13 protein-coding genes and 3 pseudogenes are annotated in these 23,875 nt (G+C 54.9%); 6 read left to right on the top strand and 10 right to left on the bottom strand.

The genetic code is table 11. From position 1 onward, the window contains the following. Positions 1-497: 497 nt before the first annotated feature. The 3 genes from Q4D83_RS04090 to Q4D83_RS04080 are packed head-to-tail and all read right to left on the bottom strand — an operon-like array spanning position 498 to position 10,353. On the bottom strand, positions 498-3,968 hold the full coding sequence (locus tag Q4D83_RS04090; RefSeq protein ID WP_303173217.1) for a DUF499 domain-containing protein: 3,471 nt from the start codon (positions 3,966-3,968) through the stop codon (positions 498-500). A 20-nt stretch (positions 3,969-3,988) separates the two neighbouring features. Further along, on the bottom strand, positions 3,989-6,772 hold the full coding sequence (locus Q4D83_RS04085) for a DUF1156 domain-containing protein (protein ID WP_303173216.1): 2,784 nt from the start codon (positions 6,770-6,772) through the stop codon (positions 3,989-3,991). Then, a complete protein-coding gene (locus Q4D83_RS04080; RefSeq protein ID WP_303173215.1) occupies positions 6,772-10,353 on the bottom strand; it encodes a helicase-related protein in 3,582 nt (1,193 codons plus the stop codon). The genes Q4D83_RS04085 and Q4D83_RS04080 overlap by 1 nt, the downstream gene beginning before the upstream one ends. A gap of 1,588 nt (positions 10,354-11,941) precedes the next feature. On the opposite strand from Q4D83_RS04080, the gene Q4D83_RS04075 reads away from it, so the two are divergent. Next, positions 11,942-12,814 carry a DUF3800 domain-containing protein gene (locus Q4D83_RS04075; RefSeq protein ID WP_303173213.1) on the top strand — a complete coding sequence of 291 codons (873 nt, stop codon included), beginning with the start codon at positions 11,942-11,944 and terminating at the stop codon, positions 12,812-12,814. 322 nt (positions 12,815-13,136) lie between these two features. Here Q4D83_RS04075 and Q4D83_RS04070 read toward each other — a convergent pair. The 3 genes and pseudogenes from Q4D83_RS04070 to Q4D83_RS04060 all read right to left on the bottom strand — a co-directional run bounded on the left by Q4D83_RS04070 (position 13,137) and on the right by Q4D83_RS04060 (position 14,765). Beyond that, positions 13,137-13,873, bottom strand: a pseudogene (locus Q4D83_RS04070) (ATP-binding protein). Next, entirely contained in the window at positions 13,863-14,543 is a 681-nt protein-coding gene (locus tag Q4D83_RS04065) for a hypothetical protein (protein ID WP_303173211.1), read from the bottom strand. The pseudogene Q4D83_RS04070 and the gene Q4D83_RS04065 overlap by 11 nt, the downstream one beginning before the upstream one ends. A 27-nt stretch (positions 14,544-14,570) precedes the next feature. Further along, positions 14,571-14,765, bottom strand: a complete 195-nt coding sequence (locus tag Q4D83_RS04060; protein ID WP_303173209.1) for a hypothetical protein — start codon at positions 14,763-14,765, stop codon at positions 14,571-14,573. Between the two features lie 37 nt (positions 14,766-14,802). Between Q4D83_RS04060 and Q4D83_RS04055 the strand changes: the two genes are divergently transcribed. Beyond that, positions 14,803-15,153 carry a VOC family protein gene (locus Q4D83_RS04055; protein WP_303173205.1) on the top strand — a complete coding sequence of 117 codons (351 nt, stop codon included), beginning with the start codon at positions 14,803-14,805 and terminating at the stop codon, positions 15,151-15,153. A 136-nt stretch (positions 15,154-15,289) separates the two neighbouring features. Here Q4D83_RS04055 and Q4D83_RS04050 read toward each other — a convergent pair. Together Q4D83_RS04050 and Q4D83_RS04045 are read right to left on the bottom strand one after the other, a co-directional pair. Beyond that, a pseudogene (locus Q4D83_RS04050) lies at positions 15,290-15,517 on the bottom strand (acetyl-CoA hydrolase/transferase C-terminal domain-containing protein); the annotation flags it as partial. 72 nt (positions 15,518-15,589) lie between these two features. Then, on the bottom strand, positions 15,590-15,931 hold the full coding sequence (locus tag Q4D83_RS04045) for a helix-turn-helix domain-containing protein (protein ID WP_303173590.1): 342 nt from the start codon (positions 15,929-15,931) through the stop codon (positions 15,590-15,592). Positions 15,932-16,266: 335 nt separating this feature from the next. Between Q4D83_RS04045 and Q4D83_RS12055 the strand changes: the two are divergent. The 3 genes and pseudogenes from Q4D83_RS12055 to Q4D83_RS04030 form a co-directional block, all read left to right on the top strand. Next, a pseudogene (locus Q4D83_RS12055) lies at positions 16,267-16,380 on the top strand (NADP-dependent oxidoreductase); the annotation flags it as partial. 147 nt (positions 16,381-16,527) lie between these two features. After that, on the top strand, positions 16,528-17,103 hold the full coding sequence (locus Q4D83_RS04035; RefSeq protein ID WP_303173201.1) for an NADP-dependent oxidoreductase: 576 nt from the start codon (positions 16,528-16,530) through the stop codon (positions 17,101-17,103). 856 nt (positions 17,104-17,959) lie between these two features. Continuing rightward, complete coding sequence (locus Q4D83_RS04030) at positions 17,960-18,418, top strand: hypothetical protein (RefSeq protein ID WP_303173199.1); 459 nt, start codon at positions 17,960-17,962, stop codon at positions 18,416-18,418. A gap of 934 nt (positions 18,419-19,352) precedes the next feature. On the opposite strand, the gene Q4D83_RS04025 is transcribed toward Q4D83_RS04030, so the two are convergent. Together Q4D83_RS04025 and ychF are read right to left on the bottom strand one after the other, a co-directional pair. Beyond that, entirely contained in the window at positions 19,353-20,789 is a 1,437-nt protein-coding gene (locus tag Q4D83_RS04025) for a HEPN domain-containing protein (RefSeq protein WP_303173197.1), read from the bottom strand. Between the two features lie 50 nt (positions 20,790-20,839). Further along, positions 20,840-21,925, bottom strand: coding sequence for a redox-regulated ATPase YchF (gene ychF / locus Q4D83_RS04020; RefSeq protein ID WP_303173195.1), 1,086 nt, complete (start codon positions 21,923-21,925; stop codon positions 20,840-20,842). Positions 21,926-21,971: 46 nt separating this feature from the next. On the opposite strand from ychF, the gene Q4D83_RS04015 reads away from it, so the two are divergent. Beyond that, positions 21,972-23,756: a SulP family inorganic anion transporter gene (locus tag Q4D83_RS04015; protein WP_303173193.1), complete on the top strand. Its 1,785-nt coding sequence runs from the start codon at positions 21,972-21,974 to the stop codon at positions 23,754-23,756. The last annotated feature ends 119 nt before the right edge of the window (positions 23,757-23,875 follow it).

The following is a 23,875-nucleotide window of genomic DNA, read 5'->3' as shown; positions in this document are numbered from 1 at the left end:
CCGACAAACCGCCCGTTTCAGATTTCTGCGAAACAGCATGGGATCATGGAAGTCCCCCCACTCAATCCTGCCCCAAACACCACACAGTTGGATCGCGCTTGCAGCTATCGAGCCGCAAGAATCGTGGCACTTCCAGAGGAAACGGCACCCGGAAACGGCTAGCAAACAGAATGAGGACCTGCGTGACCGCCTCATTCTCTCAAAAGGACAATTTAAAAGTCGCGAATTTCTCCATTGCTTCTAATGTTTCATACCCAGATGAATTTGATGCCTATGTCCATAGTGCAGCGATTCACGGCAACATAGGCATAATCATCACAAACGACAGTATAGGCTTCAAAGATTTATACACAGACCGAAATGAATGCCCTTATGAAGTTTATTCAGCGGACTAGTTTCTAATGCTAGGAGCCAAAAAGCTCAGAAACGCAGGATGCGATATGTTTGCCGCTTACGTTTGCAAGCGGCTGCAAGTGCTTTATTAGAACTGCCGCACCTCACCCTTCCTCAAACCCGGATCCGTCAAACTTCAATACTTGCGCGTTTTCCTTGATAGTTCGAATTTCGGCGTCGTTGAATCCTCCGGGTTTGACGGCTTGAATATCTAGGGTGATTTCTAGGTCCGCCCCGCTGCGGTACAGGTGGTCTATGATTTCTCGGCTGACGAGCTCAATGCTCTCGGCACAGCGTTCCGGATTGATTTTGACGCTTCCGAAGTAACGTACAAGGGCAGTCTCGACAGCTGCTTCAACGTGTGCAGCTTGCAGAGGTCTGGCGCTCCCGTCTGCATTATGAGCCGATGCGTATACGGTCCCAACATGCCGCACTACCCCACCACCAAGGCCCGCCCCACCAGCACTCCCCGCAGCTACCTCCGTGCCACCAGTAGCTTCCGCACTAACTTGACCCGCAACCCCTTCAGCTTGCTCCGCGGCAACCTTAGCTTTGTCCGCCTTGTCTTGCGCTGATGCGACCGCCCATTGCACAAGCATGGTGCTGTCAGTGACGGCAATATCCTGAACACCGTTGTTTGGGGGCAGTATGAGCCCAATATAACGTCCAGTTTCTGGGTTCTGCCCGGCAGCGATGCCGAATTGTTCGTCACCAACGAGAACGGCAATCACCGCGTCTTGTACGGCGCGGTCGAGAATATCTCGCCGTATGAGTCTTGGCATGTAGATATGCCGGGTGAAAAATTGCCAGAGCGCCCCTACCCTGACGGATTCTTGTTGCCTCCACCAGCTCCCGAGTTCGGCGTTAAGCGTCATGGCGAGGACTTCCGGCGAGTACTCCGTGATGATGATTCCCTCACGTTTGAGTTTGTCGCTGACTCGTGTTGCGAGTGAGGTTGCACCGTTATCGGGGACTTTTTCCCCACTGATGCTAAATGGCGCTGCTGGGTCAAATTGTTCAGGGTAGATTACGCGCGTGTACGCGCTGCGAATACGATCCTCAACGGTTTGGTCATACTTTTTCGCCCACGAACTGGCCTGTCGGCGTTGCTGCGCGGACAGGTTTAGCTGTTCTGCGTCATCATCAACAAGCTTCCAACCGAGGTAACTTCGTGTTGCCGCCTCGAGGTTGCTGAGTTCATTGTCATCAATGGCCAAAAAGATCAGGGTATTGCGGTGGATGCGCTGTCCCCGTCCGGTCGTTTCGATGGCGTTGCGCACCCAGTCGTATGTAGCTGTCCCAGGCCCTGAAGTTTTCCCCCACGTGTGTTTGGGGTGCAGCACCACAAGTCGGGTTTCTTCAAGGTCGGGTATTTCACTTGCACTGATAGGCGCAATGTGCACTCGATCGAATTCGCCGCGGGCGCGTTCTTCGGGTTTAAGCCTGCGGATGATTTCATTCCATACGGTGTCGGGCTGTTCGCGCAGGCGTTCGGCGTGGTCACGCGCAGTTTTTGCCACCGAGGGTTGAGTATCAAACCAATAGTGCCCTTGCTCGTCGTAAAAGTAGGTCGAACGCTGCGAGAGCTGCTCCACGGCTGTCCCGAAATTGCCCAGGGTATCACCCGGGATGGCTGTGCCCAGCCAGAGGTACTGTTTATCCAAGCCTTTCCGATTAGCGTTGCTGCGTGGTGCTGCTCCTATGAAAATGGTTCGGGCTAGGCGTTGCGTGACGTGGCGTTTGCCCAGGTTGGGCTTGTCTTTGTCGATTTTGCTCGCGGTGGAGTCCGGACTATCAATGTCCGAATCAATAATTGGTTTCCACGAGTCTTCAAGGTATTGCGTCAAGTCTGTGTTTACTGTCGACGCCGCCAACGGGACGTTTCCAGGCAAAATCAGCGGTGAGGTGTCATTTGACGTCCAAAGCTCGTGGACGATCGAAGAGACGAGTTTCAGCACACCGCGGGTACGCTGAAATCGCTCCAGTGTGGACCAATCTTCATAAAGCCGGTCAAGTAGTTCGGGGTGAAGCGGGTAGGATGCCCGAATTCTACGTTCGTATTCATTGGATGCGGTGACGGCGTCTCGGGGGAATTGCACAGAATTCTCGCGATACATGGTGACAAAGGCCCGCGAAACTGCCGCGATCATCGCTTGGCTTTCCGCGTCGGTAGTTTGGAATAACCTGCGCCGGACGATTTCGAAGGATTCATCGCGGGTGGAAGGTCGCCATTGGTCGGCGACGCGGCGGATAACATTTTGGAGCCGTTCCAGTGCTCGTTGGCCTTTCTCACCACCGATTTCGATGTCGGTACTGCCACGTCCGCCAGTGTCAGAAGCGGGGATGGAAACAACCAACATGGTTCCGGGAATGGAACTGACGGTTTCAGTAAGCGATTGCGCAAAGGTGAACTGGGTATCAAAGGACCCTGCGGGGAGTTCCTTATCCGTGATAAGTTGCCGCGCGTAAGCTACCCATTCATCAATCAAAATAATTGCTGGCCAATAGGTTTGCAGTAAGTTGCGGAGCGCTTCACCGGGGCTGGTGCCGGTTTTGTCGGCGTCGGCAATCATGTCGTAGGCTTCGCGCCCACCGAGCTGCCATGCCAGTTCACCCCACAAGGTACGTACTTCGGTACCGTCTTCTTTAATGCTTGGCGAACCTGCCTGCAGGTATGTGCCCACGAGCGCCACCCGTCGCACTCGAAGCTTCTCAAGTTGTGGTTTGCCGGACTTTTCCACAAGCTCTTGAAGCTCTTGAGGTAATTCACTCGCGGGTATCCCGCTGAAAAGGTGATAGAGCGCCAGCATAGAGTGGGTTTTTCCGCCACCAAAGTTGGTTTGCAAATTGACCACGGGGCTGGCATTCGCATCGCCGCTCAACCGCCGCAGCGCGCGCGAAAGCAGATCCGCTAAGCCTTCGGTGATATAGGTGCGATTAAAGAACTCAACGGGCTCGCCGTATTCAGGCGCCAATGCCTGTTTCGTGTGCACGAGATGCAGGTCCGCAGCAAATTCCGACGCCGTGAACTCACCCCGCGCCACATCATCGTGCGGCTGGATCACTTCACGCCAAGGTTTCAACCCCGCTCCCGCTTCGAGCTTAAATTCACTCGCCCGTTTAGCCTGCTTCCTCGTCCGATCTTCGTACACATTGCGCTGCAAATCCTCACGCAATTTCCGCACGTCCGCCGCCGAATCCACAGCATCCACAGCCTGCAACAGTCGTGCAATAGTGTCCAATGCCCGGGCTGCATCATCGGAGCTAAACGGTTCACCATGCGCCCACTGATTTCGGGTTTCCCGCAGCTCAGAGGCATAACTTTGCTGAGACCGCGAGAGGTAATCGTTAAAATTACGTCCAAATTCCGTAATGGCACGCAGCTGCACCTGCACATCGTGTTTGGTGTACTTTCGCGAAAAACTGCCGTTCCTTCTGGCTTCGCGCTCCGCCCATCGTTCCGGCCATGCGGAGGTTTGGAAGCTGTCAGTCATAGCCTCGTCAACAACATCCATAAGACCTTCAGAGAGCAAATCGAATGCTTTTCCAACGCGATCGCGGTTATTCAGCGCCATTGTTTTGTTTTCTCCTGTGTTTAATTGTCGTTTTCGAACAACAAAGACTCTTGAGTTACCCGCGGCGTTGCTGCATATTGCCGGGCCTGTTCATTCAGTTCATTCCATGAACGGACCAAGCCGTTAAACAAAAGGGCATCCGCCGAATCCTTCTTTTTCTCAGCTTCGTGGAAAAGCAGGAACCCAAGTTCCTTCACCGCATCGAGGTTTACCTTCTGACGCACCTCAGAAAGCAATTCAGCGACTTTATCCGCGCCAACCTTAGACAACACCGCAGCTAGCCGAACAGTTGCCTCCCAAACACTGACGTGATCATCCGCGGCCGGATCCCAATCCCCATCAAGTTCACTAGGCGCCAGCAACCGCGCCTTACCGCCCTTGGCCTCGAAAATACCGCCACGTTCCAGCGTTCCAATGGAAGTGTCCGAACTGCGCGCCAGCTGATCAGCAAGACCAGCACTATCCGCAGCCCAGCCATACTGGCGATACCACTTCACCGCGAAACGAGTATCCGCATCGAAATCAGATTCCTGCTCCCCCAACACCTCATCCAGGGTGGCGTTAATAAGGTACAGCGCATCCCTCACACTCATGTCCGTACCGTCTGCTTCCCGCACCCGAGCAAACCGCGAAAACACCGAAATACCAGGCCCAATAGCAGCCTGCGCCAAATCCACCGGAGCAATCGCACCCTGCATCAACGTGCGTAAAGATTCCGGCAATTCGGCTTTCAACGCAGCAACAAAATTCCGGCGCGTAATCGTCCGCGCATGCTCCGGCCGCGGGCGACACGCCAACACGATTGATGATGCGAGGGCGTTTGTGCCCTGTGAAACCATGCGGTTTTTCAACTCACTGCGCATCGGCCAAGTTGCTGTGATTTCCCAGCCACTGCCAATCAAACCCTCCAGCAGCGTGTGCCAGCCTGTCGACGCCGTGCCATCCTTACCCTTATCCTGCTGCTTATACGCGTAGTACACAGTCATAGGAACACTGGAATTCACATCGTCTTTTCGGATACGGTGAAACACCGAATTAAAACCCTTTACAAAGAACTCCTCGGCCCCAGCTTTACCGTTATGGCGATACGGGTTCGCCACCAGCTCCTCGTTCTTTGGCGTAAGCATAGTTCCGACAGTCGCTGGCTGAATCGTACGAAGGCTCCTGCGCAGCCACACATAGAAGAAATCAGACAAATCCGAATAGCCAATATTGTCGTAATAAGGAGGGTCGGTGGAAATAACGAGCTGCGAATAGTCCCGAGCGGTAGCGCTAACTTGTTGAGCTTCACCCTTCCGTGCAGCCGGCGTGTGCAGAATGGCTTTGCTTATCCAATCAATTTGACCAAGAAAGTTACCTGATGAGCTCGACAGCACATTTGTTTCAACAAAGTCCCATACCATCGGGATAGCTTGACGACCGAAAACATTTCGGACACTGTCGCGAGTTGAATCCCAGCTACATAGGCTAGATGAGCGATCAGACAGTCTACTCACACCGAGTGCAAGATACGTCGCAACCGCATCCGCGTAGGCTTCAGCACCAGTACCACCAGCTTCAAGGCGCTCGCCCGCTGGGAGCCCAGCGGCCAGTGCATCCTCGAGAACCTTTTCCCTAGCCTCGGAAACTAGGTCACTGAACGTCGTGAGAGCAACCAACTGCCGAGGAGTGAACAGGTCCAAAAATGATTTCATCCCATATGCTGGCGGCGAGAACCACCTGGGATTATCAGCAATTTCGCCATCAATTGCCACTCCGTCAAACTCAATGTTTGCCGCAGCATTCTGTTCATCATTCGGTGAGACATACAATCGCCCTGGATTCCCTTCAGCAACGATAGCCATTAATTGTCGCCCGATTTCTCCTTTACACCCAGCTTCACGAATGTACTGGTAGTCGAAAGGCGTGTTGTCGCCGACAACTTTTGCGCCTTTTCCATGTTTGATCGTCCACTCGTCGTCTCCTTTAGGGCCATCAGCGCTGTGTTGGACTTCGTAGGTGACGCGGCCGTCGGTAACAGTGGCTTTAACCCAGGCTTCTTTGCCTTTCTTTTTGCTCAGCCACCATGAACGAACTAGCGGAGTTTCAATGGGGTTTGCAGGATTCGGACTGGTTACAGTGCGTGCCCATATCCATGCAATGACGGTGTGTTCGGTGCCACCCGGAGCTTTTACTTTTGGATAAAGGTGGCCGATGCGCTTTTCGGCCTCATCACGCATCCATTGGCCGTACTGCCGAACATCTGCGGCGAGTCCTTCGGCGCGAGTCCAGGAAGATTGTTCTTGTGCAATTCCCGGGAAGATTGGTGTTTGCCCCGCAAATTTTGGTGGGATTTCAATCAGTGCCTTATTGATCAGCACCGCCAAAGGATTAAGGTCGCTAGCGTGGGCTTCCAGCCCCAAACGCTGAGCTTCTAGCGGAATTGACCCCCCCCCCGCGAAGGGGTCTAGTACTGCGGGAAGCTCACCGTTATTGCTCTTCCGAATCTCTTCCTGCGCTTGGGCAAGCAGTTGTTCATCGTTACTGTTTTCCCAAATTATGAGTTTTTCCATGAGCTCATGTAGGCGGGCGCGTTCCGCATCCTGCGCCTCGGGGGTGGGAAACTCTTCGGGGCGGGAGGCTGGGTCGTCGACAAGCTGGGCGAACAATACAGCACGCGAAGTAGCTAGGGGCCGGCGTGCCCAATATAGATGCAGCGTGGACGGGTGCCCATGCCGGATCGACTTTTCCCTGGCGGACTCAGCATTGATTGCCTCCAGCGGGAGGGAGGTTTCAATGAGTTTCTTTTTAGTTTGAGGTGTCACTAGTGGTCCATTCGTGTGCTGTGAGCTGGGCTATTCAGTTTTTGGCTCGGGGGACTACCGCGATCCCAATATGCCGACCATTTTTCATCATAGGCTTGGGTAGTGATCGAAGATTCAATATGGTCAAACGCTTGGGTAAGGTAGCGGATCTCATCATATTCGGGGCCGTCTGGATGCACCTTGACCAGGGCTAATATATGACTATCTCGATGAGATTGAGCGAAATTCACCTCGGTGACAGTCACCGTGAACGAGTTCGCGCCAACAATTCGGCCCTTTACCTCGATATAGACCGTGCCGTTTGCGCCAGCCGAACGGACGTCAAAACCCGGGTTATTGTGGGGCATCTCCGTTGGAATCCTGCCGAGGCGGCGCTCCGCCGCAAGCACAGCCTCAACCGCTCGGCGCTCAACTGCTTTAGTGTCTTTTGCAAAACGAGCGACCTCTGGGGAAATCAGAGCACTAGGGATAACCAAAGCGACGCCACGGACCTTGGTCGGAGCGGGGCTAATGCGTAGCGACTCGTCCAGTTCTCTCATGCGTCTCTCTCGGCGGAGCTCAAGGTCCAAAACGCGTTTCTTAGCTGTTTCAGCGCGAACACGACCAATCGTGCCTTCGCGCTCTAGGGCCAAAAGACGGTTGTATTCGCGATCCCAGTGGTTTATCTCCGCGCGCAAACGTTCACGCACCTGGGTGCGGGTTCGCTCAATCTCTGCAGAACGTCGGAGTTGCAGCTCCTCGATTCGTGGCTTCATCTCTTTGCGATGCGCCCATCCCCTGATAGTTGTGTCGTGGTTCTGCCGAACCCAATCCGTGTTGAGGATTTTGCTAATGGCCGGCAGTTCGTCATCGCGCGGCTGCTCATAATCCAAGTAGAGTGGCGCGGCCGTACCAGAAATCTCACCGTCCTGTGAAAGCACTAGGTAGGCGAAATGATGAGACACGGTGTCGTCCGAGGCGCTAGCTCGAACTCGCTGCTCAACGGTGTACATCAATGACGGGCATTCCAATTGTGTGTCGCTGCGATCAATAAACACCGCTCCTGTGGAAAGCACACCCCCCAAATCCGCAATCGTGAGTTCTATAACCGCTTGCAATAGCGGATGCCCAGGGGCAATGAGCGCGGCGTCAGCACAGTGAGGTCGACGAATAAATCTCGTCTCAAACGTAATCCGCTCATAGCGAGCCGAAGGCGGGGCAACACCGCGCAGCTTTTGCATCTGCTCTAAAACCCGATGCGGGACCCGAACAACCTCATAACGCCCCTGCTCCCGCCTGCGAATACTCCCACCAAGACGTTCGAAAGCTGGAATGAAAAAGGAACTGATAAAACCAGGATGGAGTTTCCGCTCTCGGGCCTGCTCCATGCGTTCGCGCACCGACTCCAGATCCAAAGTATTAAACATTCCAGGGTGCAAAGCGCGCTCAGCAATCATATTGTTGAGCCCCTCAGAGACGCCAGCATCGATGATGTAATTGAGCTTTGCTTGAATGTCCGGACGGTCGCCGTATCGAATGGCGCTAATGAGCAAGTCCTTCAGCGACTTTTCCTGAAACGCGCCGCGCTCTCCGAGGACATTAAACAAATTGCCGTTATAGGCGCGGTCCATATTGCTGATTTTGCTGAGCAAGCGGGTAAACACGGCGCCCTCACGAGTATCATTTGCCACGAGATTCCACAAATGGCACACCTCGCGTTGGCCGATACGATGCACGCGGCCGAAGCGCTGTTCAATACGGTTAGGATTCCATGGAAGATCGTAATTCACCATCAAATGCGCACGCTGCAAGTTCAGCCCCTCACCGGCGGCATCCGTAGCCAACAACACGACAGCCTCTGGATCATGAGTAAACCGCTCACGCACAACGAAACGCTCGTCACGCGACGTGCCGCCATGAATTGACAAAACAGCACCCTCACGACCAAATTGCGTGCGAATCCTATCCTCCAAATAATTCAGCGTGTCTCGATGCTCCGTGAAAATAATAATCTTGCGGGGTTTGCCGGAAGAATCCTTGGACAGCAACTGCTCATTAAGAATATTTCGCAGCTCCACCCACTTTCTGTCCTCCCCTTGCGCGCGAACCTCACGAGCAACAGTAATGAGATCGGACAAAACCCTAATCTCATACTGCAATTCCTCAGTGGTTTGCGCAGCCGTAGCAAGACCCACCACCTCATCGACCCGCTGCTCAAACACAGCGGGTTGATCAAAACCCAACTCGTCTTCCGCAGCCACGAGATCGGAAACATCCCCGACTGCGTCCGAAATACCACTCCGATGATGCGCAACCTGCCGAAACTGTTCGAGCTGATCTTGGAGGCGACGCTGCCGACGCTCCAAAGAGCGCAAAATAGCCTCTGGGCTAGAAGCTAACCTACGCTGCAATACCGTAAGGGCAAAGCCAACATTATTACCGCGCTTACCATCCCCTTCTCGGCTCAGTCGATCCGCCCGCCCCATCTCCGTGCGAACGTAATCAGAGACAGCCTCATATAGCTGCCGCTCCCCATGGCTTAAATCGTAAGCAACCGTATAGGCACGACGCTCCGGAAACAACGGTTTGCCTTCAAAAGTGAGCAGATCCTCCTTCACCATTCGGCGCATCAAACCCTGAGTATCCGTCCGATGCACGCCCTCCCGAAACTGGCCTTCAAAACGATCCTTGTCCAGCAGCGACATAAACAGCTGGAAATCTTCCTCCTTGCCAGCGTGCGGAGTGGCGGTCATCAGTAGGAAATTGTGCGCGGTTTCCGATAACACCCGTCCCAACGCAAAACGCTTCGTCGCTTCAACGTCACCCATCCACGTGGAATAGTGTGCTGACATGCGATGCGCCTCATCCACGATTGCCACATCCCACTCCACCGCGCGCAGCTGTTCCATCAACACTTCGCTACGACAAACCTGATCCATTCGAACAATCAAATAAGGCGATTCCGCGAACGGGTTGCCATTCAGGCAATTGGAGCCATTATTGGAAAACTGCGCGGAAGCCTGTGGATTAGATGACGGATTGAACACCTCAAAATGCACATCAAACTTCTGTGAAAGCTCATCCCGCCATTGCTCAACCAAACCCCCCGGCGCAACAATAATCGCGCGTTCACAATCTGAACGAAGAATAAGCTCCTTAATATACAACCCAGCCATGATCGTCTTACCTGCACCGGGATCATCAGCAAGCAAAAAACGCAGCGGAATACGCGGAAGAAGCTCCCCATACACCGCCCTAATCTGATGCGGCAATGGATCAACGTCAGAACTATTCACAGCCGCGATCGGATCATACAGCGCAGCATATTTAATACGTAATGCCTCAGCCGCGAGACGAAAATCCATCGCTTGCCCATTGAAATCTGGGCCGACATCCTCATCCGCGACTACTGTAATGCTGCCTAAATCACCAGCCTCAAGTGTGCACTCACGAAACCCGCCCGATGACAACTGAAACACAACATCAACAATGTCTTCGGCCAAAACTGACACCGAAACCACCTTGGCCACCTCATTCGGCACAAGTCCACGCAATAGCAACCCCTGCCGCAAATCACTCAGACGGAGCAGATCCTTGGACACGTATTTTTCCTCTTTGACTGGGTGGTGGGATGGGTGGACAGGAGGATGTCAAGCCCAACCAGTTTAACCCAGATTCAGGAAACGCTCAGGGATAAGATGGTGGACTGGGAAAAGAAGGGGTGAATGCCGGGATCGATAAGCTGCAAGTGGGTAAATCGTAGGCACCTAGCTGCATTTTTCGGCGTAATGGTGTAGTTGGTGGGCGACAGTGACATACACAGTAACGCCGCTCTTGATGTTTAACTACCAACGTAGCGCAGATCGTTGACTTCCTTGGCGCTTGCGCCGCTGTTTGAGTGGAACGCGGACCATCTCACTTAGTTTGATAACGCGCCACTTGGCGTCACACTTCCTCGAGAGTTTCTTGCAGAACGACGTCAAAATCAACTGCTGGTCGCTTGTGCTCCGCTCCTCCTAGACGTCGGGTGCGCCATCAGCTCGGCGCTGGTCTCGGTGGCTGCGCTTTTCTTCGGAATCTGGGGCCACCTAGGTTACTTTATGTTTTAATACAAAGGAAGAGCACGCCGTCATGGTTATGGTGTGAGGTAATGCTTGGCGGTTACTCGCGCCCTAATGTGATCTCTACACGGTTATTTCCAGTTTTCGGAATTTAACAAACACGCATTTACCTCAAGAAGATCGTGGTCGCTATACGCGCATGTTCGATTCCAATTGAAAGCACTTGACGCTGCTTATCCATGAAGACAACTCAAGCTTCTGCAATGTCTTCTGTTCATGTTAAAGCTAAACCTACTATTTCTCCGCAGCTGCAACATCCTCTCGCTCCGGAATCTTTTAGCTTCAGAAGCTTGAACCGTTCTGACATGGCGTGCTCAGCGTTCATTCTAACCCAGCTTCCCAGCGTTTTCATTAGCGTATTTTAACTTGATCCCCAGCTTATCTCCTCCTGAGCCGATAAATGCATTCATTCCGCACCACACACATGGTATTCCGTGTATAGCTTTGGAACTCCCATATTGTAGTTCTGTTGCACTGTGACCACATCTGATTCAATTTGACGCTAGGCAATGCGTCGTATCGCACGAGAAATCGATTAGATCCGGCTCCTCCATATCCATCAGTAACGTTTTCATCCGGACAGCATTCTAGGAAGAACGCTCCCTTTCCCGTACGGAATCGTAGGAATGCCCCTTTCGCACAGTCGCCGAATTAACCGACACATCGCCACGCTACCAGCTCCAGACCGCATGTTTGGCCAAGTCCGATAGCTACAGCAGTGGCTCAAGTGCGACACATTTCGCACTTTGATTTCTCAATGAGTCAAAGCCACACGTGTCAAACGGCGATACATGACTGCAGCTCACCTTCAACAAGTAACCGATATTGCTGGTGAGACCTTACAATGTCTTCCAGAAGGTTTCAGCGCCTGCGCCGCCCCCATCAACAAGCTCTCAACGCCTTCCCATGCCGAACTGCATTACGAGAACTAAGGAACATGGGCTAAAAGCAGAACCCTAGCAATTGACCCAAATTGACAACACACGTTACAATGGGCTTGGACGCACCAAGGTGCTCCACTTCCGAGGCTCGTGTGCAAGCACGGGCTTTCGCGCATTCAAGAGGAAAGATGTACATCGGATACTTCGACGAATTCGGACACAACGGCGCCTACATCTCCCGCACTCACCCGAACTATAAAACACACCCAGTGTTCGGCATCGGCGGCTTTCTCATCCCAGCGGACAACATCCGTGACCTCTCAGGCTCATTCCGCAGAATCAAAGAACAAGGGCTCAAAGCAGAAATCGATGCCAAGGTAATTGCCAAAGGTAAGCCAGTAGAACACTGGGAGAAAAAAGGCGCAGCGCTCCTCACCACCCAGAACATCAATAGGTACAGGGAGGTGCGGAACATGATGAACCGTGTGCTCAATAAACTTAAGGAACTCGACGCTCAAATCATCTTCTACGGGCAAGAAAAACCACGTGGTACGAATGACAATACTGGGGAAAATGAAGCTTCGCGCTACGACCACGCGATGAAACAACTTATCCAACGTATTAATTGGGCTCTCCCCGAGGATCAGCGCCACCTCATGGTACTGGACAAACAAGGACCAAAAGAACGCATGCAGATCTTCGCATCCAGCGCGGCCTTCATGTTCTCCCATCAGGATGCAGACAAGCTACTTGAACCACCTCTCGAGGTAGAGAGCCACCTGTATCAAACAGTTCAGTGCGCCGATTGGATCTGCGCGCTGATTGGCAGAATTGCAGCATTCAAATATGACCCAGAGTTTAATGAGTTTAGCTGGGCGATTAAATATTTTGGCAACCGACTCGCCTGTGCGAGTAACCCCCACAGTAAGATCCGCGCCGCAGGCGATGGCCGAGACCTCTATGCGAACCACCTAGGAAGTTATCTTGAGTGCTACTCGCGCGAAGAAATTCCAATGAGCGCCAGCGACTTTGCAGCGCTAAAAGAGAAATTCAAACACTGACGCCCATTACCCTAGTTGTATCCCTTTCCGTGGGATGAGCCCGCTGGACTTAGTGCGGCTATCATGCCCAGTAACATCGATGACCTGAAGGTATTCCAACAGTTCAAGAGGTAGTCGCTGACGGTTAGCAGGGACATGCTCCAGCCACTGCGACGTCACACAAGCGACACGTCGTGGAGGGAGTCATGCACCACTAAACCCACCTATACGCCTCTTTTGCTAGGAGCGTGTGTTTGGTACTGGGTTTGTGGTGTTGTGGTACTGGGGGTTTGTGGTTAGTTGGTACCGGCCCCGGTTTGTTGTGGGGCCGGTTTGTGTGGGGTTAGTCGTTGTGGGTGGCGGCGAGGTGTTTTCGGATGTCGTAGCTGCCGATTTGGATTCGTTGGCCGCTGTTGAGTCTGCTGACGAGTGAGTCAGCGCCGAATGCGTTTGGTAGTGTTTGCCGCCAGTAGGCTGCGGAGGATTGTGACGAGATGATCGTCGGGAGTCGTCCGTCGCGTTCGAATATGATCTTGGTGAGGTCTTCCTGTCCGCGCTGGTTGATGCCGAGGGTGAGGAAGTCGTCGATGATGAGGACATCGATATTGCAGAGCTTCCGCATTCGGTCGATGTAGGCTTGATCGGTTGGCTGGAAGACCGCCAGTTCATCTACGAGTTGATCGAGTCGGTAGTACGCGACTGTGTATCCGGCGTGGCAGGCAGCGACTCCGATCGCGCACGCGAGGTATGTTTTGCCGGTGCCGGTCGGTGCCAGAATGTGGATGTTGGTGGGGTGTTCCCTCCAGTTGATTGCCGCTACGCGTTTGAGTTGGCGGATGTTGATGTCTCTGAGTTCGGGGTTGATGATTTCGGCGATGGCTGCGCCTGGGTGATGGTTTTGGCAATATTGCGCAAGGTGCGTTGGTTGTATGCTTCATCGACTGCGGCGAGGAAGACTTCTTCGGGCAGTGCGTCAGCTTGGGGATCGTCGGCGATGAGCCCGAAGAAAATGTCTGCGAAGGTCGATACCCGCGGTTTACGCATCTTCGCGCGCATAGCTTCGTCAATTTCAAAGCTCATCGGTGGCGTTGTCCTTGTCGGTGTAGTGTTCGATGGGGCGGAGAAATACGTCGCCATCGTTAAGTTGTGTGATGTCGACGAGTGGGGGTGTTGTTGATGGTTGCTGGTGCGCACCGGCAGGGCTGTGACTGTCGTGTTGGCGCTGCTCGTGGGCGATGTTGGGTTGGAGCCGTTTCAGCACCGTGAATGTGGGAATAAGTTTCCTGTCGAGCGCTTCGCGGCACGCTGGTTCCAGCGTGGCTTTGTCGTGTTTGCGGCCCAGACTGGCCAGCACGTTGCGGGCTTGGAACAAACCTTTGGGAATAGCGGCGCGGTGACGATCTAGGATCATCGTGATCACCTTGACCGTAGCCGACCCAAACGAGGACGCCCAAGCGACAAGCTCATCGCGGGTCAGCACATTGTGTCCATGATCGTTGCCGACGGGACTGTGCGCCGGGTCGGTGGAATACCGGTATTTAAAACCGTGCAACCGAGTGTGTTCGGCGACCAGCTCGCCGTTGTCGAAAAGGCTGACTACCTGCGGGGTTAGCCGTGCGGTGAGCCGTTTTCCTACCAGCTGGAACGGCACCGAGTAGTACTGATAGTCGCAGGTGACATGCCAATTGCGTTCCACCTTGGGATGCTTCCACACAACGTCGGTAAACGCCGTAGCGGGCAGTGCTCGCATCAACGGAGCTTCCTCCTCATCAAAGCGCTACTGCCGGGTGGTGCCATCCGGACGTTTCAGCCCACAATTGATATCGTCAACCCGATCTGCGATTGCCTCATTGAGCTCATCAAGGCTGTAGAAAGTCACGCCATCGAAATACCCCATGATCTTGGTGTAGGCGATTTGTAAAGCGCGTTCCACCGCGGCTTTATCCTTCGGGCGAGCTGGCCGCGTGGGCATGCTCGTGATGCCGTAGTAATCGGCAATACTGGAGGTTATGGATAACACCCCCACCAACAAGATAGATTATGTGGAGTTTCCGGCTCGAAGTATTGCAGAGTTAACGGAAACGCGCGATTTCTTTAGCGACGTATTTGGCTGGAACTATGCCATGTATGGTGACGATTTCGCCGACACCGCAGATAGTGGCACGTTTAGCGGTGTGAATGCGGAGAACCCAGCACCGGCAACGCTGGCTGTGGTTCATGTCGCTGATCTTCAAGCAACCTACGAGAAAGTAACAGCAGCTGGCGGCGCAATCACAAGGGAAATCTTTAAGTTTCCCGGCGGCAGGCGTTTTCATTTCCGAGACCCTGCTGGCAATGAGCTCGCAGCGTGGTCGGAATAATCAGGTTGCCGGTCATTACTCACTAAACAAACCGGCTGTTCCACAACCAGTAGAAACCACCCAGTCCGCCACAAAAACAAAAACCCACGTCCTTGCAAAGCCAGAACGTGGGACTAACTACAGATCAGAAGTTTTATTACTTCTTCATAGAACCGGTAGCTGCGAAGCGCTGATGGAAGGAGAAAGCGTTCTCCAGATCGTGTGGTGCCTGGAGGCTCTTGCGCTCAGTAGCAAGAGCCTCAGCACGCTCTAGGTATTCCTCCAGCAGCGGACGATAGTCTGGGTGCGCAAGAGCAATGACCTTGCGGGCACACTCACGTGGTGCCAGACCACGCAGGTCTGCGTAACCATATTCGGTGATGATGCCGACACCAGCCTCTAGGTCTGCGTGTGCCTGCTCAGCATGGCCCCTTCTAACCTCGCCATGCGGCAGACCTCAGACGATCCCCTCGATCTGCGAGACCTTCTGTTGCTCTGCCATCTTTTCATCAAAGGCCATCCGAGCGGAAACTACCGCATCGCGATGTGACTCAACCCACTCCCTGACGAGCTGAAGCGGTTCAGACAACGTTCGACCTAAGTCAGTCAGACTGTAAACCACTGTCACCGGAACAGTCGGAAATACCTCTCGATCAACGATCCCGTCGCGTTCAAGCGCGCGAAGCGTCTGCGTCAACATCTTCTGCGATACACCCGGGATTGACCGCTTGAGCTGGTTAAACCAGTGCGGCCCCTCATCAAGCCGTCCGATAATCAACGGCGTCCACTTGTCCGCAATCCGGTCGAGAATGCTCCTGCACGAGCACTAATCCGAATACACATCTCCACGACTACACGCCCTAGGTTCCATAAGGTACTTATACCACTACCGGGTTCTTAGGGCATCAGGAAGTGAGTTCAGCAGCGAAAAGTGCGTTCTTGTGCAAAAACAGAGCGTGCCTAAAACTGGGCGCAACCGGTTAGGAAATCTCCGCCGGTTCACACTCCAACCCGAAAGGAAGCCCGAACCATGGTTGAATCCATGCGCCAAGTCCAGCTCCACAACTGGGGAAGCCCCGACGCACTCAAAATCGCCGAAGCCCCTATTCCGGAGCCGACCCCGGAAAACTCCTAATCAAGACCTCATCGATCGGTATCAATCCCGTCGACTGGAAGACTCGCGCCGGTGACGGAATCGCTGGCCTTCTTCCGAAGTCCCGTCCAATCGTCCTTGGCTGGGACGTCGCCGGCACAGTCGTCGCCACCGGTCCCGATAGCACCGGATTCAGCGTTGGCGACGAAGTGTATGGGCTCATCGGCTTCCCAGAGCTGGGCAGTACATACGCGGAATATGTTTGCGTGAGGGCCACCGACGTTGCCCACGCGCCAGCCAAGATGCCAATCAAAGATGCCGGCGCAGTCCCTCTTGTAGCGCTCACCGCCTGGCAGGCACTGCATGACATTGCCAAAGTCAAAAAAGGCGATCGAGTCCTGATTCATGCTGGTGCCGGTGGCGTCGGCCATGTCGCCACCCAACTGGCGGCGCACGTAGGCGCGAAAGTCTACGCCACTGCCTCACCTCGAAATCACGACTTCCTCTCTGATCTCGGCGCAATCCCTCTGGACTACGCCGAGGGCAACTACGGACTTGACCTACCGGCCTTCGACGTCGTTCTCGACACGATTGGTGGCCAAGCCTTTAATCATTCACTCGACCTAGTGGCACCGGAGGGAATCATCGTGTCCGTTCCCGACCCTTCTCACCTCCATGAGGCCCACGCCCGCAGAATTCAAGCTGAATGGGTATTCGTCCACCCCGATTGCTATCAGCTCCAAGAGATCACTCAGCTCATTGATACCGCAAATCTGAAAATCAATATCGACCGACGGTACAGCCTCGATGAAATCGCAGCGGCACACGCTTTCGGCGAAGAAGGCCACGTCCGAGGAAAGCTCGTCGTGCCCCTGTAATTCCCCTCCGCTACTACAAGAGAAAGAAGAACATTGACCGTCATTACGAACAACTCGCCCGGGACTGCCGTTGCGCGAGCAACACTTTCTCACGGCTCAACACTTCGAATGGTCGCCGAGCACACAATCGACATCATTGAGTCAGCTCACTCAGCCTGGATTCGCCAGCACTACCAGGCCAACGGTTATCAGAACCCGTTCGGCCACCAGCTCGAAGAAGCTGGTGATCTCTCCGCAATCATCGCCCACGGGCATAAGGTACTCGAACAATGCGATTCACAGTTCAGGGAAGCGTCCGCCATCCCCCAGTTAGCCACCGCGCTCCTCGACCGCATCGCCACACTTCATCTACCGCGACTACGCGCTTCGACTCGAAGGAACTCATCGCCGAACTCCGCGTAACGACCCAAGCCGATGATGGCATCTCGTCCACACGCTTTCTCACCGCAGCTTCCGCACTTCTCTTCCGACGCAGACAGGCCGGAATCTCAATTACCGTTGATGAAGGGATCGCCGTCCATATGGCCTATGCCTTACTTGACAGTGGACAGCAGGTCAGCGACCCCTTCCCCATCTGGGGAACAAGCGGCTTCCGAGATTACCAGACTTACATGTCACTGACCGACCCCGGCGCCGAGCACCTAGATGGCACTACTTTTAAGGCAAGCCATCTCCACGGTTCAATCGTCCACGTCGAGCACCTCGAACGAGGAATCAGTCGACGTCGCGAGGATCTTGAGCCGTACAGAATCCCGTCCCCAAAGACGGTCTCGCGCGTGCGCCTTCATGCGGACAGTAGCGCACCGACATCAACCTACATTGGCCGACCGATGTTCGACGGAACGTGGATGATTCGATGCTGAAGACAGCTCGCACCTTCGACGCCGCAGCCAGCTCCCTGTTCGCCGACGGACTTGCAGAGTGCAAACTGTCCATCGAGTTCATGACTGCAACCCAAGCAATCACCTTCATGCACTCGATGTATTTTGAGGGTTCGCTTCTTTGCCAGCTCGACGACACTAGGAAGCGGATTTTCGAAACACTACGGGATCCGCAAATTGACGAACACGCCATCGAGGATTTACTAACTTTAGCTCATGAAACGACACTCATCCCTCCCGATACCGCTCACCCCCTGTTGGAATGGGCATACCGAATCGTCACGGCTACCGAACCGATCATTGCTGAGACCCGAGTTTCTGGGCACGATTGGCCCTCATTTATCAGTAAGGTTCACGAACGAGTCGATCTCCTCGATCTTGAGGGTTTAGCTGAACTCCTCAACTGTATCTCCTTCTCGGGAGGAGATTACTAAAGCGACTTCACGCGGTGCGTCGCTGGGAATCGTTGGCCGTGGCCGCTCCACGCCCAACGGTTCCCTTCTCGTAGTACAAGATAGCGGCCCCTCCCATTTGAGCTTCTTCGAGAGGCTTGGAAGGGGGTCAATTTCTTCTACATATAACTGCCCGCAGAAAACTACTGCTAGGACAGACACTAGCGCGAGAACCTCCACTCAAACACTTGCGCATTTTGCTCGTTGCCGTCCCCAGTCGTCACGCTGCATTCAGCAACGAGGAAAGAGAACAAGCCAGACCGCTCATCCCGAGCGGCTAATTCTTCCCGTCAGACCTGCGCCCGCTACAACAAGAAAACCACGCCTCCACCTGCGAAGCTCGACGCATTGAGATTAAACGTCCACGACGTACCTGGGCACCTATGAGCAGCTGCCAAGTCGGATCGTTAGCGGGCGTTTCCGCAATTCAATTTAACGATCGATCAGATGTTGAACCAGAACTTACCAACCGGAATGACAATGCCGCTACGTGCGGGCCTGAGGTCCGGTACGGAAAGTCTACGTTGGGCCAAACCCAAACCCATGACGAATGAGGCGGCGCAAATCAAGCTGACGAGAGAACGAGAGTGTCGAGCTACGTAAAGAGAACATGATCCTCAAGACTGTAAGCGTAATTTCGCGAAGCAACTCGACCGCCCGCACCCGAGGTGACTCGATTCATCGACGAGTACTAGGATCAATTCGATGTCGAGTTCATCTGCCATGTCAAGCGACCGGCAGTTCTAGGGTTCCTCACCTCGTGGCTATCCGGGCCGCCGTCGGTCGCGCGCCGTTAACGCGACGGACCGAGGGACGACCCCTTCCTGTCGGAAGTCGCCTGGCTATGTGTGGAGAACGACAGCATCTGCATCACTCAGGAGTTGGCCTCTGGAGCCACTAACTGCTCGCGCGCTGCCTAACAAACCGCCCGCAACTGCCGGTGCTCTTCCACGATTTGTCGCTGCCGTTCTGCTGGCAGCCCAAGCTCGTGCAAGACGTTAAGGATCACGACCGCGGTCGTAGCCTTGACGATGGCGACCAGCTCATCGATGGAATGATAAGGTGTCCTGCCTGTGTGTGCGAGGTCATTGCGGGCTTGCGTCGTCCGCTTCGCCCAATGATCGATGTCTGGCACAAGCTGCGCGATTGCTTCTGGATCGGGTCGAGCAGCGAGGGCGCGAAGCCGGTCCTGGAGCGTCGGATCGTTTCTAATCGCGCTCTTGAGCCTGGCGCGGTGCTCTTGGGGCGCTTGGTCTAACATCTTGTCGCGCATGTCCTTGAACTCCGCCTCGGGGAACGGCTTCTCATCAATATCGAGGCCTCGATGCAGTACCTCTGCAGCACCCACCGCCATCAAAAGGTTGTTCTCGATGAAGTGGGCTGGCGCATAGCGCAAACCCAGGATCATGTTGATCGCTGCTCGCAGTCGGTCGTGCACTTCGCACCAGCGGGGCAGGACTTCCTCGAACGGGAACGCCGCACAGGTGAAGAACACGCAGTCAGAATCTACAGCCTTCGCGTCGTGCTTACCCAGCACTAGGGGCGAGTAAAGCACGTTGGCATGCAAAGGCTGACCGTTCTGCAGGACCGAGTCGGTCCTGGCAACCTCCAGCTGGAGCCAGATTACGCCAGCAGCGCGGTGCATTGCCAGCGCGATCAAGTCCTGTATCAAGTCCGCAGCCTCTAGCGCGGCACTCAGGCTGAACGGCTCGGTAGGGCAGACGCGGATGGAGGCGGTGTCACGCATGTGCGCGACCGTTCCGCTCTTGCGCTTGTCGAAGGACGGCAGAGTATAAGTGTGCACGAGGCGGTACTCTGTGCCATCGACTGTCACCGTCTGCGCCTCGACTGGCTTCACTGAGATTGTCTCAGTCCCGTCACTCTTGTCGTCGTTAGTGTCACGGGGATACTCAAACGCAGACGATGCAGCCCAGAGCCCCAAGTCTTCGACCGAGACCTCGGCCGCCGCGAACGCCGCGTCGCCCTCCCCGCTGACGTGCACACCGATGATCGCAATCGTCGCCCTCACGAGCTGCGTATCGCGGCTCTTCGACCGCGGGAGCATGCCCTCCTTCCCGCTGGTGAGGGCGCAGCGTAGAAGCGTGACCTCACCTTGCTGCTTGTCCTCCCCATAAATAACATGCCACGTCATGGCACCCTCATGGTAGCCTGGGACCCCATTGGCAGGATCGTAGGTATTGCGATTTTTTAATGCACCGTTCAGCGAGAGCGAAAGGCCGCCCTCACCGTCATACCGCAAGGTACCCGGAACCTTCCTGTCAGGGTCTTCCGGCAGCCACCATAAGCCGGTCCGCTCGGCGGCTTCATCAAGATTCAAAGGATGATTAGTCATCACTTCCCGCCAGACCTGTACCTGCTACAACAAGACCACCTGCCGAGCGTCTACACATTGAACTTAAACTCCACCACATCCCCATCGGCCATCACATAATCCTTACCTTCTTGCCGCACTTTCCCGGCGGCTTTGGCTTCGGCCATGCTGCCTGCGGCCACCAAATCATCGAAGGACACTACTTCCGCTTTGATGAATCCGCGTTCGAAGTCGGTGTGGATTACGCCGGCGGCTTTGGGTGCGGTGTCGCCTTTGTGGATGGTCCAGGCGCGGGCTTCTTTCGGCCCTGCGGTGAGGTAGGTTTGCAGCCCGAGGGTGGCAAACCCGGCGTGCGCTAGGGAGTGCAGTCCTGGTTCGGTTTGGCCGACGGATTCGAGGAGTTCGGCGGCTTCTTCGGCGTCGAGCTCGAGGAGTTCGGTTTCGGTTTTGGCGTCTAGGAATACGCAGTCGGCGGGCGCCACCAGGGCGCGCAGTTCGTCTTTGCGGTCTTCGTCGGTGAGTACGGCTTCGTCGGAGTTAAATACGTAGAGGAATGGCTTCGCCGTCATCAAGTGAAGTTCGCGCACGAGTGCGAGGTCGATTTCGCCGTTGCGGCTGGCGGTGTACAGCGTGCGGCCGTCTTCTAGGATTTGTTGGGCGAGTTTCGTCGCTGCGACAACTTCGGCGAGTTCTTTGTCTTTTTTGGCTTCTTTTTCTAGGCGTGGCAGTGCTTTTTCCACGGTTTGCAGGTCCGCGAGGATGAGTTCGGTGTTGATTACGTCGATATCGGCGCGGGGGTCTACTTGCCCATGTTCGTGGATGACGTTTTCGTCGGCGAATGCGCGTACTACCTGACAGATGGCGTCGGCGTCGCGAATGTTGGAGAGGAAGGCGTTGCCGCGGCCTTTGCCTTCGGAGGCGCCTTTCACAATGCCCGCGATGTCTACGAAGGTGACGGTGGCGGGCAGAATGCGTTCGGAGCCGAAGATTTCGGCGAGTTTCTGCAGCCGCGGATCCGGCAACTCCACCAAACCTACGTTCGGCTCGATGGTGGCGAATGGGTAGTTTGCGGCGAGAACGTCGCTGCGGGTCAGTGCGTTAAACAGGGTGGATTTGCCTACGTTGGGCAATCCGACTATTCCAAGGGTAAGGCTCACGGCATTTGATCCTATCAACACGGGGTTTTTTCACTAAGCTCGTGCTATGAACAGTGGCGTGCCTTCGGGCCCACCAGGGCCGATTAAGGATTTGATGTCTTCGCTTGGCGGCGGGGAGCCCCACCCACCTGCCACCGTGCAGCATTCGTTGGGGTATTCGGTGCTTCGGAATTATCAGCGGCGGTGGTTTCGATTCGACTTTTTGGCCGGGATTACGGTCGCCGCGTATTTGGTGCCGCAGGTGATGGCGTATGCCACGATTGCGGGGTTGCCGCCGGTGGTTGGTTTGTGGTCGGCGATTATCCCGCTGGTGTTGTACGCGTTTGTGGGTACGTCGCGGTCGATTTCGGTGGGACCGGAGTCGACGACGGCGTTGATGACGGCTGCGGGTATCGCCGCGCTTGCGGGTAGTAATCCTTCTCCGGAGCGCGCGGCGCAGATGGCTGCGTTGTTGGCGCTGGCGGTGGGTGCGGTGTCGTTGGTTGGGTATGTTGCCCGCCTGGGGTTCATTTCGGAGTTTTTGTCTAAGCCGGTTCTCATTGGCTACCTTGCGGGTGTTGCGGTGCTGATGATTTTGAGCCAGTTGGACACGATTACCAAGGTGCGCTCCGACGGGCAGCATGATGTGATTGCGGCGTGGGAGTTGCTGCATCGTTTGCCGGAGGTGCATCAGCCGACGTTGTGGCTGGCGCTTGCGTGTATCGCGGCGTTGATTTTGTTGTTTCGGTTTTTGCCTACGTGGCCGGCTCCGTTGATGGTGATTATTGTGTCCACGGTGGTGGTGTGGGCGACGGGTTTGGAGCAGCACGGGGTGGAGGTGATTGGGCAGCTTCCGCGGGGGTTGCCGGATGTGGGGTTGCCTTCGTTGCGCGATATTAATGTGGTGGCGCTGCTGAATGCGGCGATTGGGATTACGGTGGTCGCGTATTCGGACAATATGTTGACGGCGCGGGCGTTTCGCCAGTCGAAGGAGCCGCGTATTAATTCGAATCAGGAATGTTTGGCGCTAGGTTTGGTCAATATTGGCACCGGGTTGACAGGTGGTTTCCCGGTGAGTTCGAGTGGCAGCCGCGCGGTGTTGGCTCGTGTCATGGACTCGCGCACGCAGATGTATTCGATTGTTGCGGCGGTGACGGTGGTGTTGACGATTTTGGTGTTGGCGCCTGCGTTGTCGCATTTTCCAGCCGCGTCGCTCGGGGCGATTGTGATTGTGGCTGCGGTGAAGTTGATTGATCCGCGCGCCTGGAAGCGCATCGCGCGGTTTCGTACAAGTGAGCTGATGTTGGCGGCGTCGACAGCCGTTGCGGTGGTGTCGTTGGGGGTGTTGGAGGGCATTGCGATTGCTGTGGCGTTGAGCATTATTGATTTGCTGCGGCGGTTGGCCAAGCCGAACGACGGGGTGTTGGGCTACGTTGACGGCGTGGCGGGCATGCACAATGTGGAGGATTACGATATTGCCACCCAGGTGCCGGGGTTGCTGGTGTACCGCTACGATTCCCCGCTGTTTTTCGCTAACGCGGACGATTTTATTACGCGGGCGTTGGCGGCTGTCGACGCCGCTCCCTCCCGAGTTCGCTGGTTCTTGCTAAACGCCGAAGCAAATGTGGAGATTGATTTGACGGCGATTGATGCGGTGGATGAGTTGCGCAGGCAACTGAAGCAGCGTGGGATTGTGTTTGCGATGGCTCGGGTGAAGCAGGGCATGTATCGCCAATTTGTGGACGCTGATGTGATCGATAGGATTGGGCGCGACCGCATTTTCCCGACGCTGCCGGCTGGGGTGCAAGGGTATGCCGATTGGGTGATTGACCAGCGAAAACGATCGCAATAGTGAGGTAGATTACCCAATCGCATTCCAATATGTGGAACGGTGTGCTAATATCTGCCCACAGCGTGAGATGAATTACAGAGTTTCCTAAATTTTGCTGTGAAGTTTTGTAAGTTCTCTAC

Origin of the sequence: Corynebacterium sp. (genome assembly GCF_030532715.1) — a bacterium.
In the GTDB taxonomy this organism is placed as follows: domain Bacteria; phylum Actinomycetota; class Actinomycetes; order Mycobacteriales; family Mycobacteriaceae; genus Corynebacterium.
Note: the sequence above shows the minus strand (reverse complement) of the source record. Positions and strands in the feature narration are given on the sequence as shown.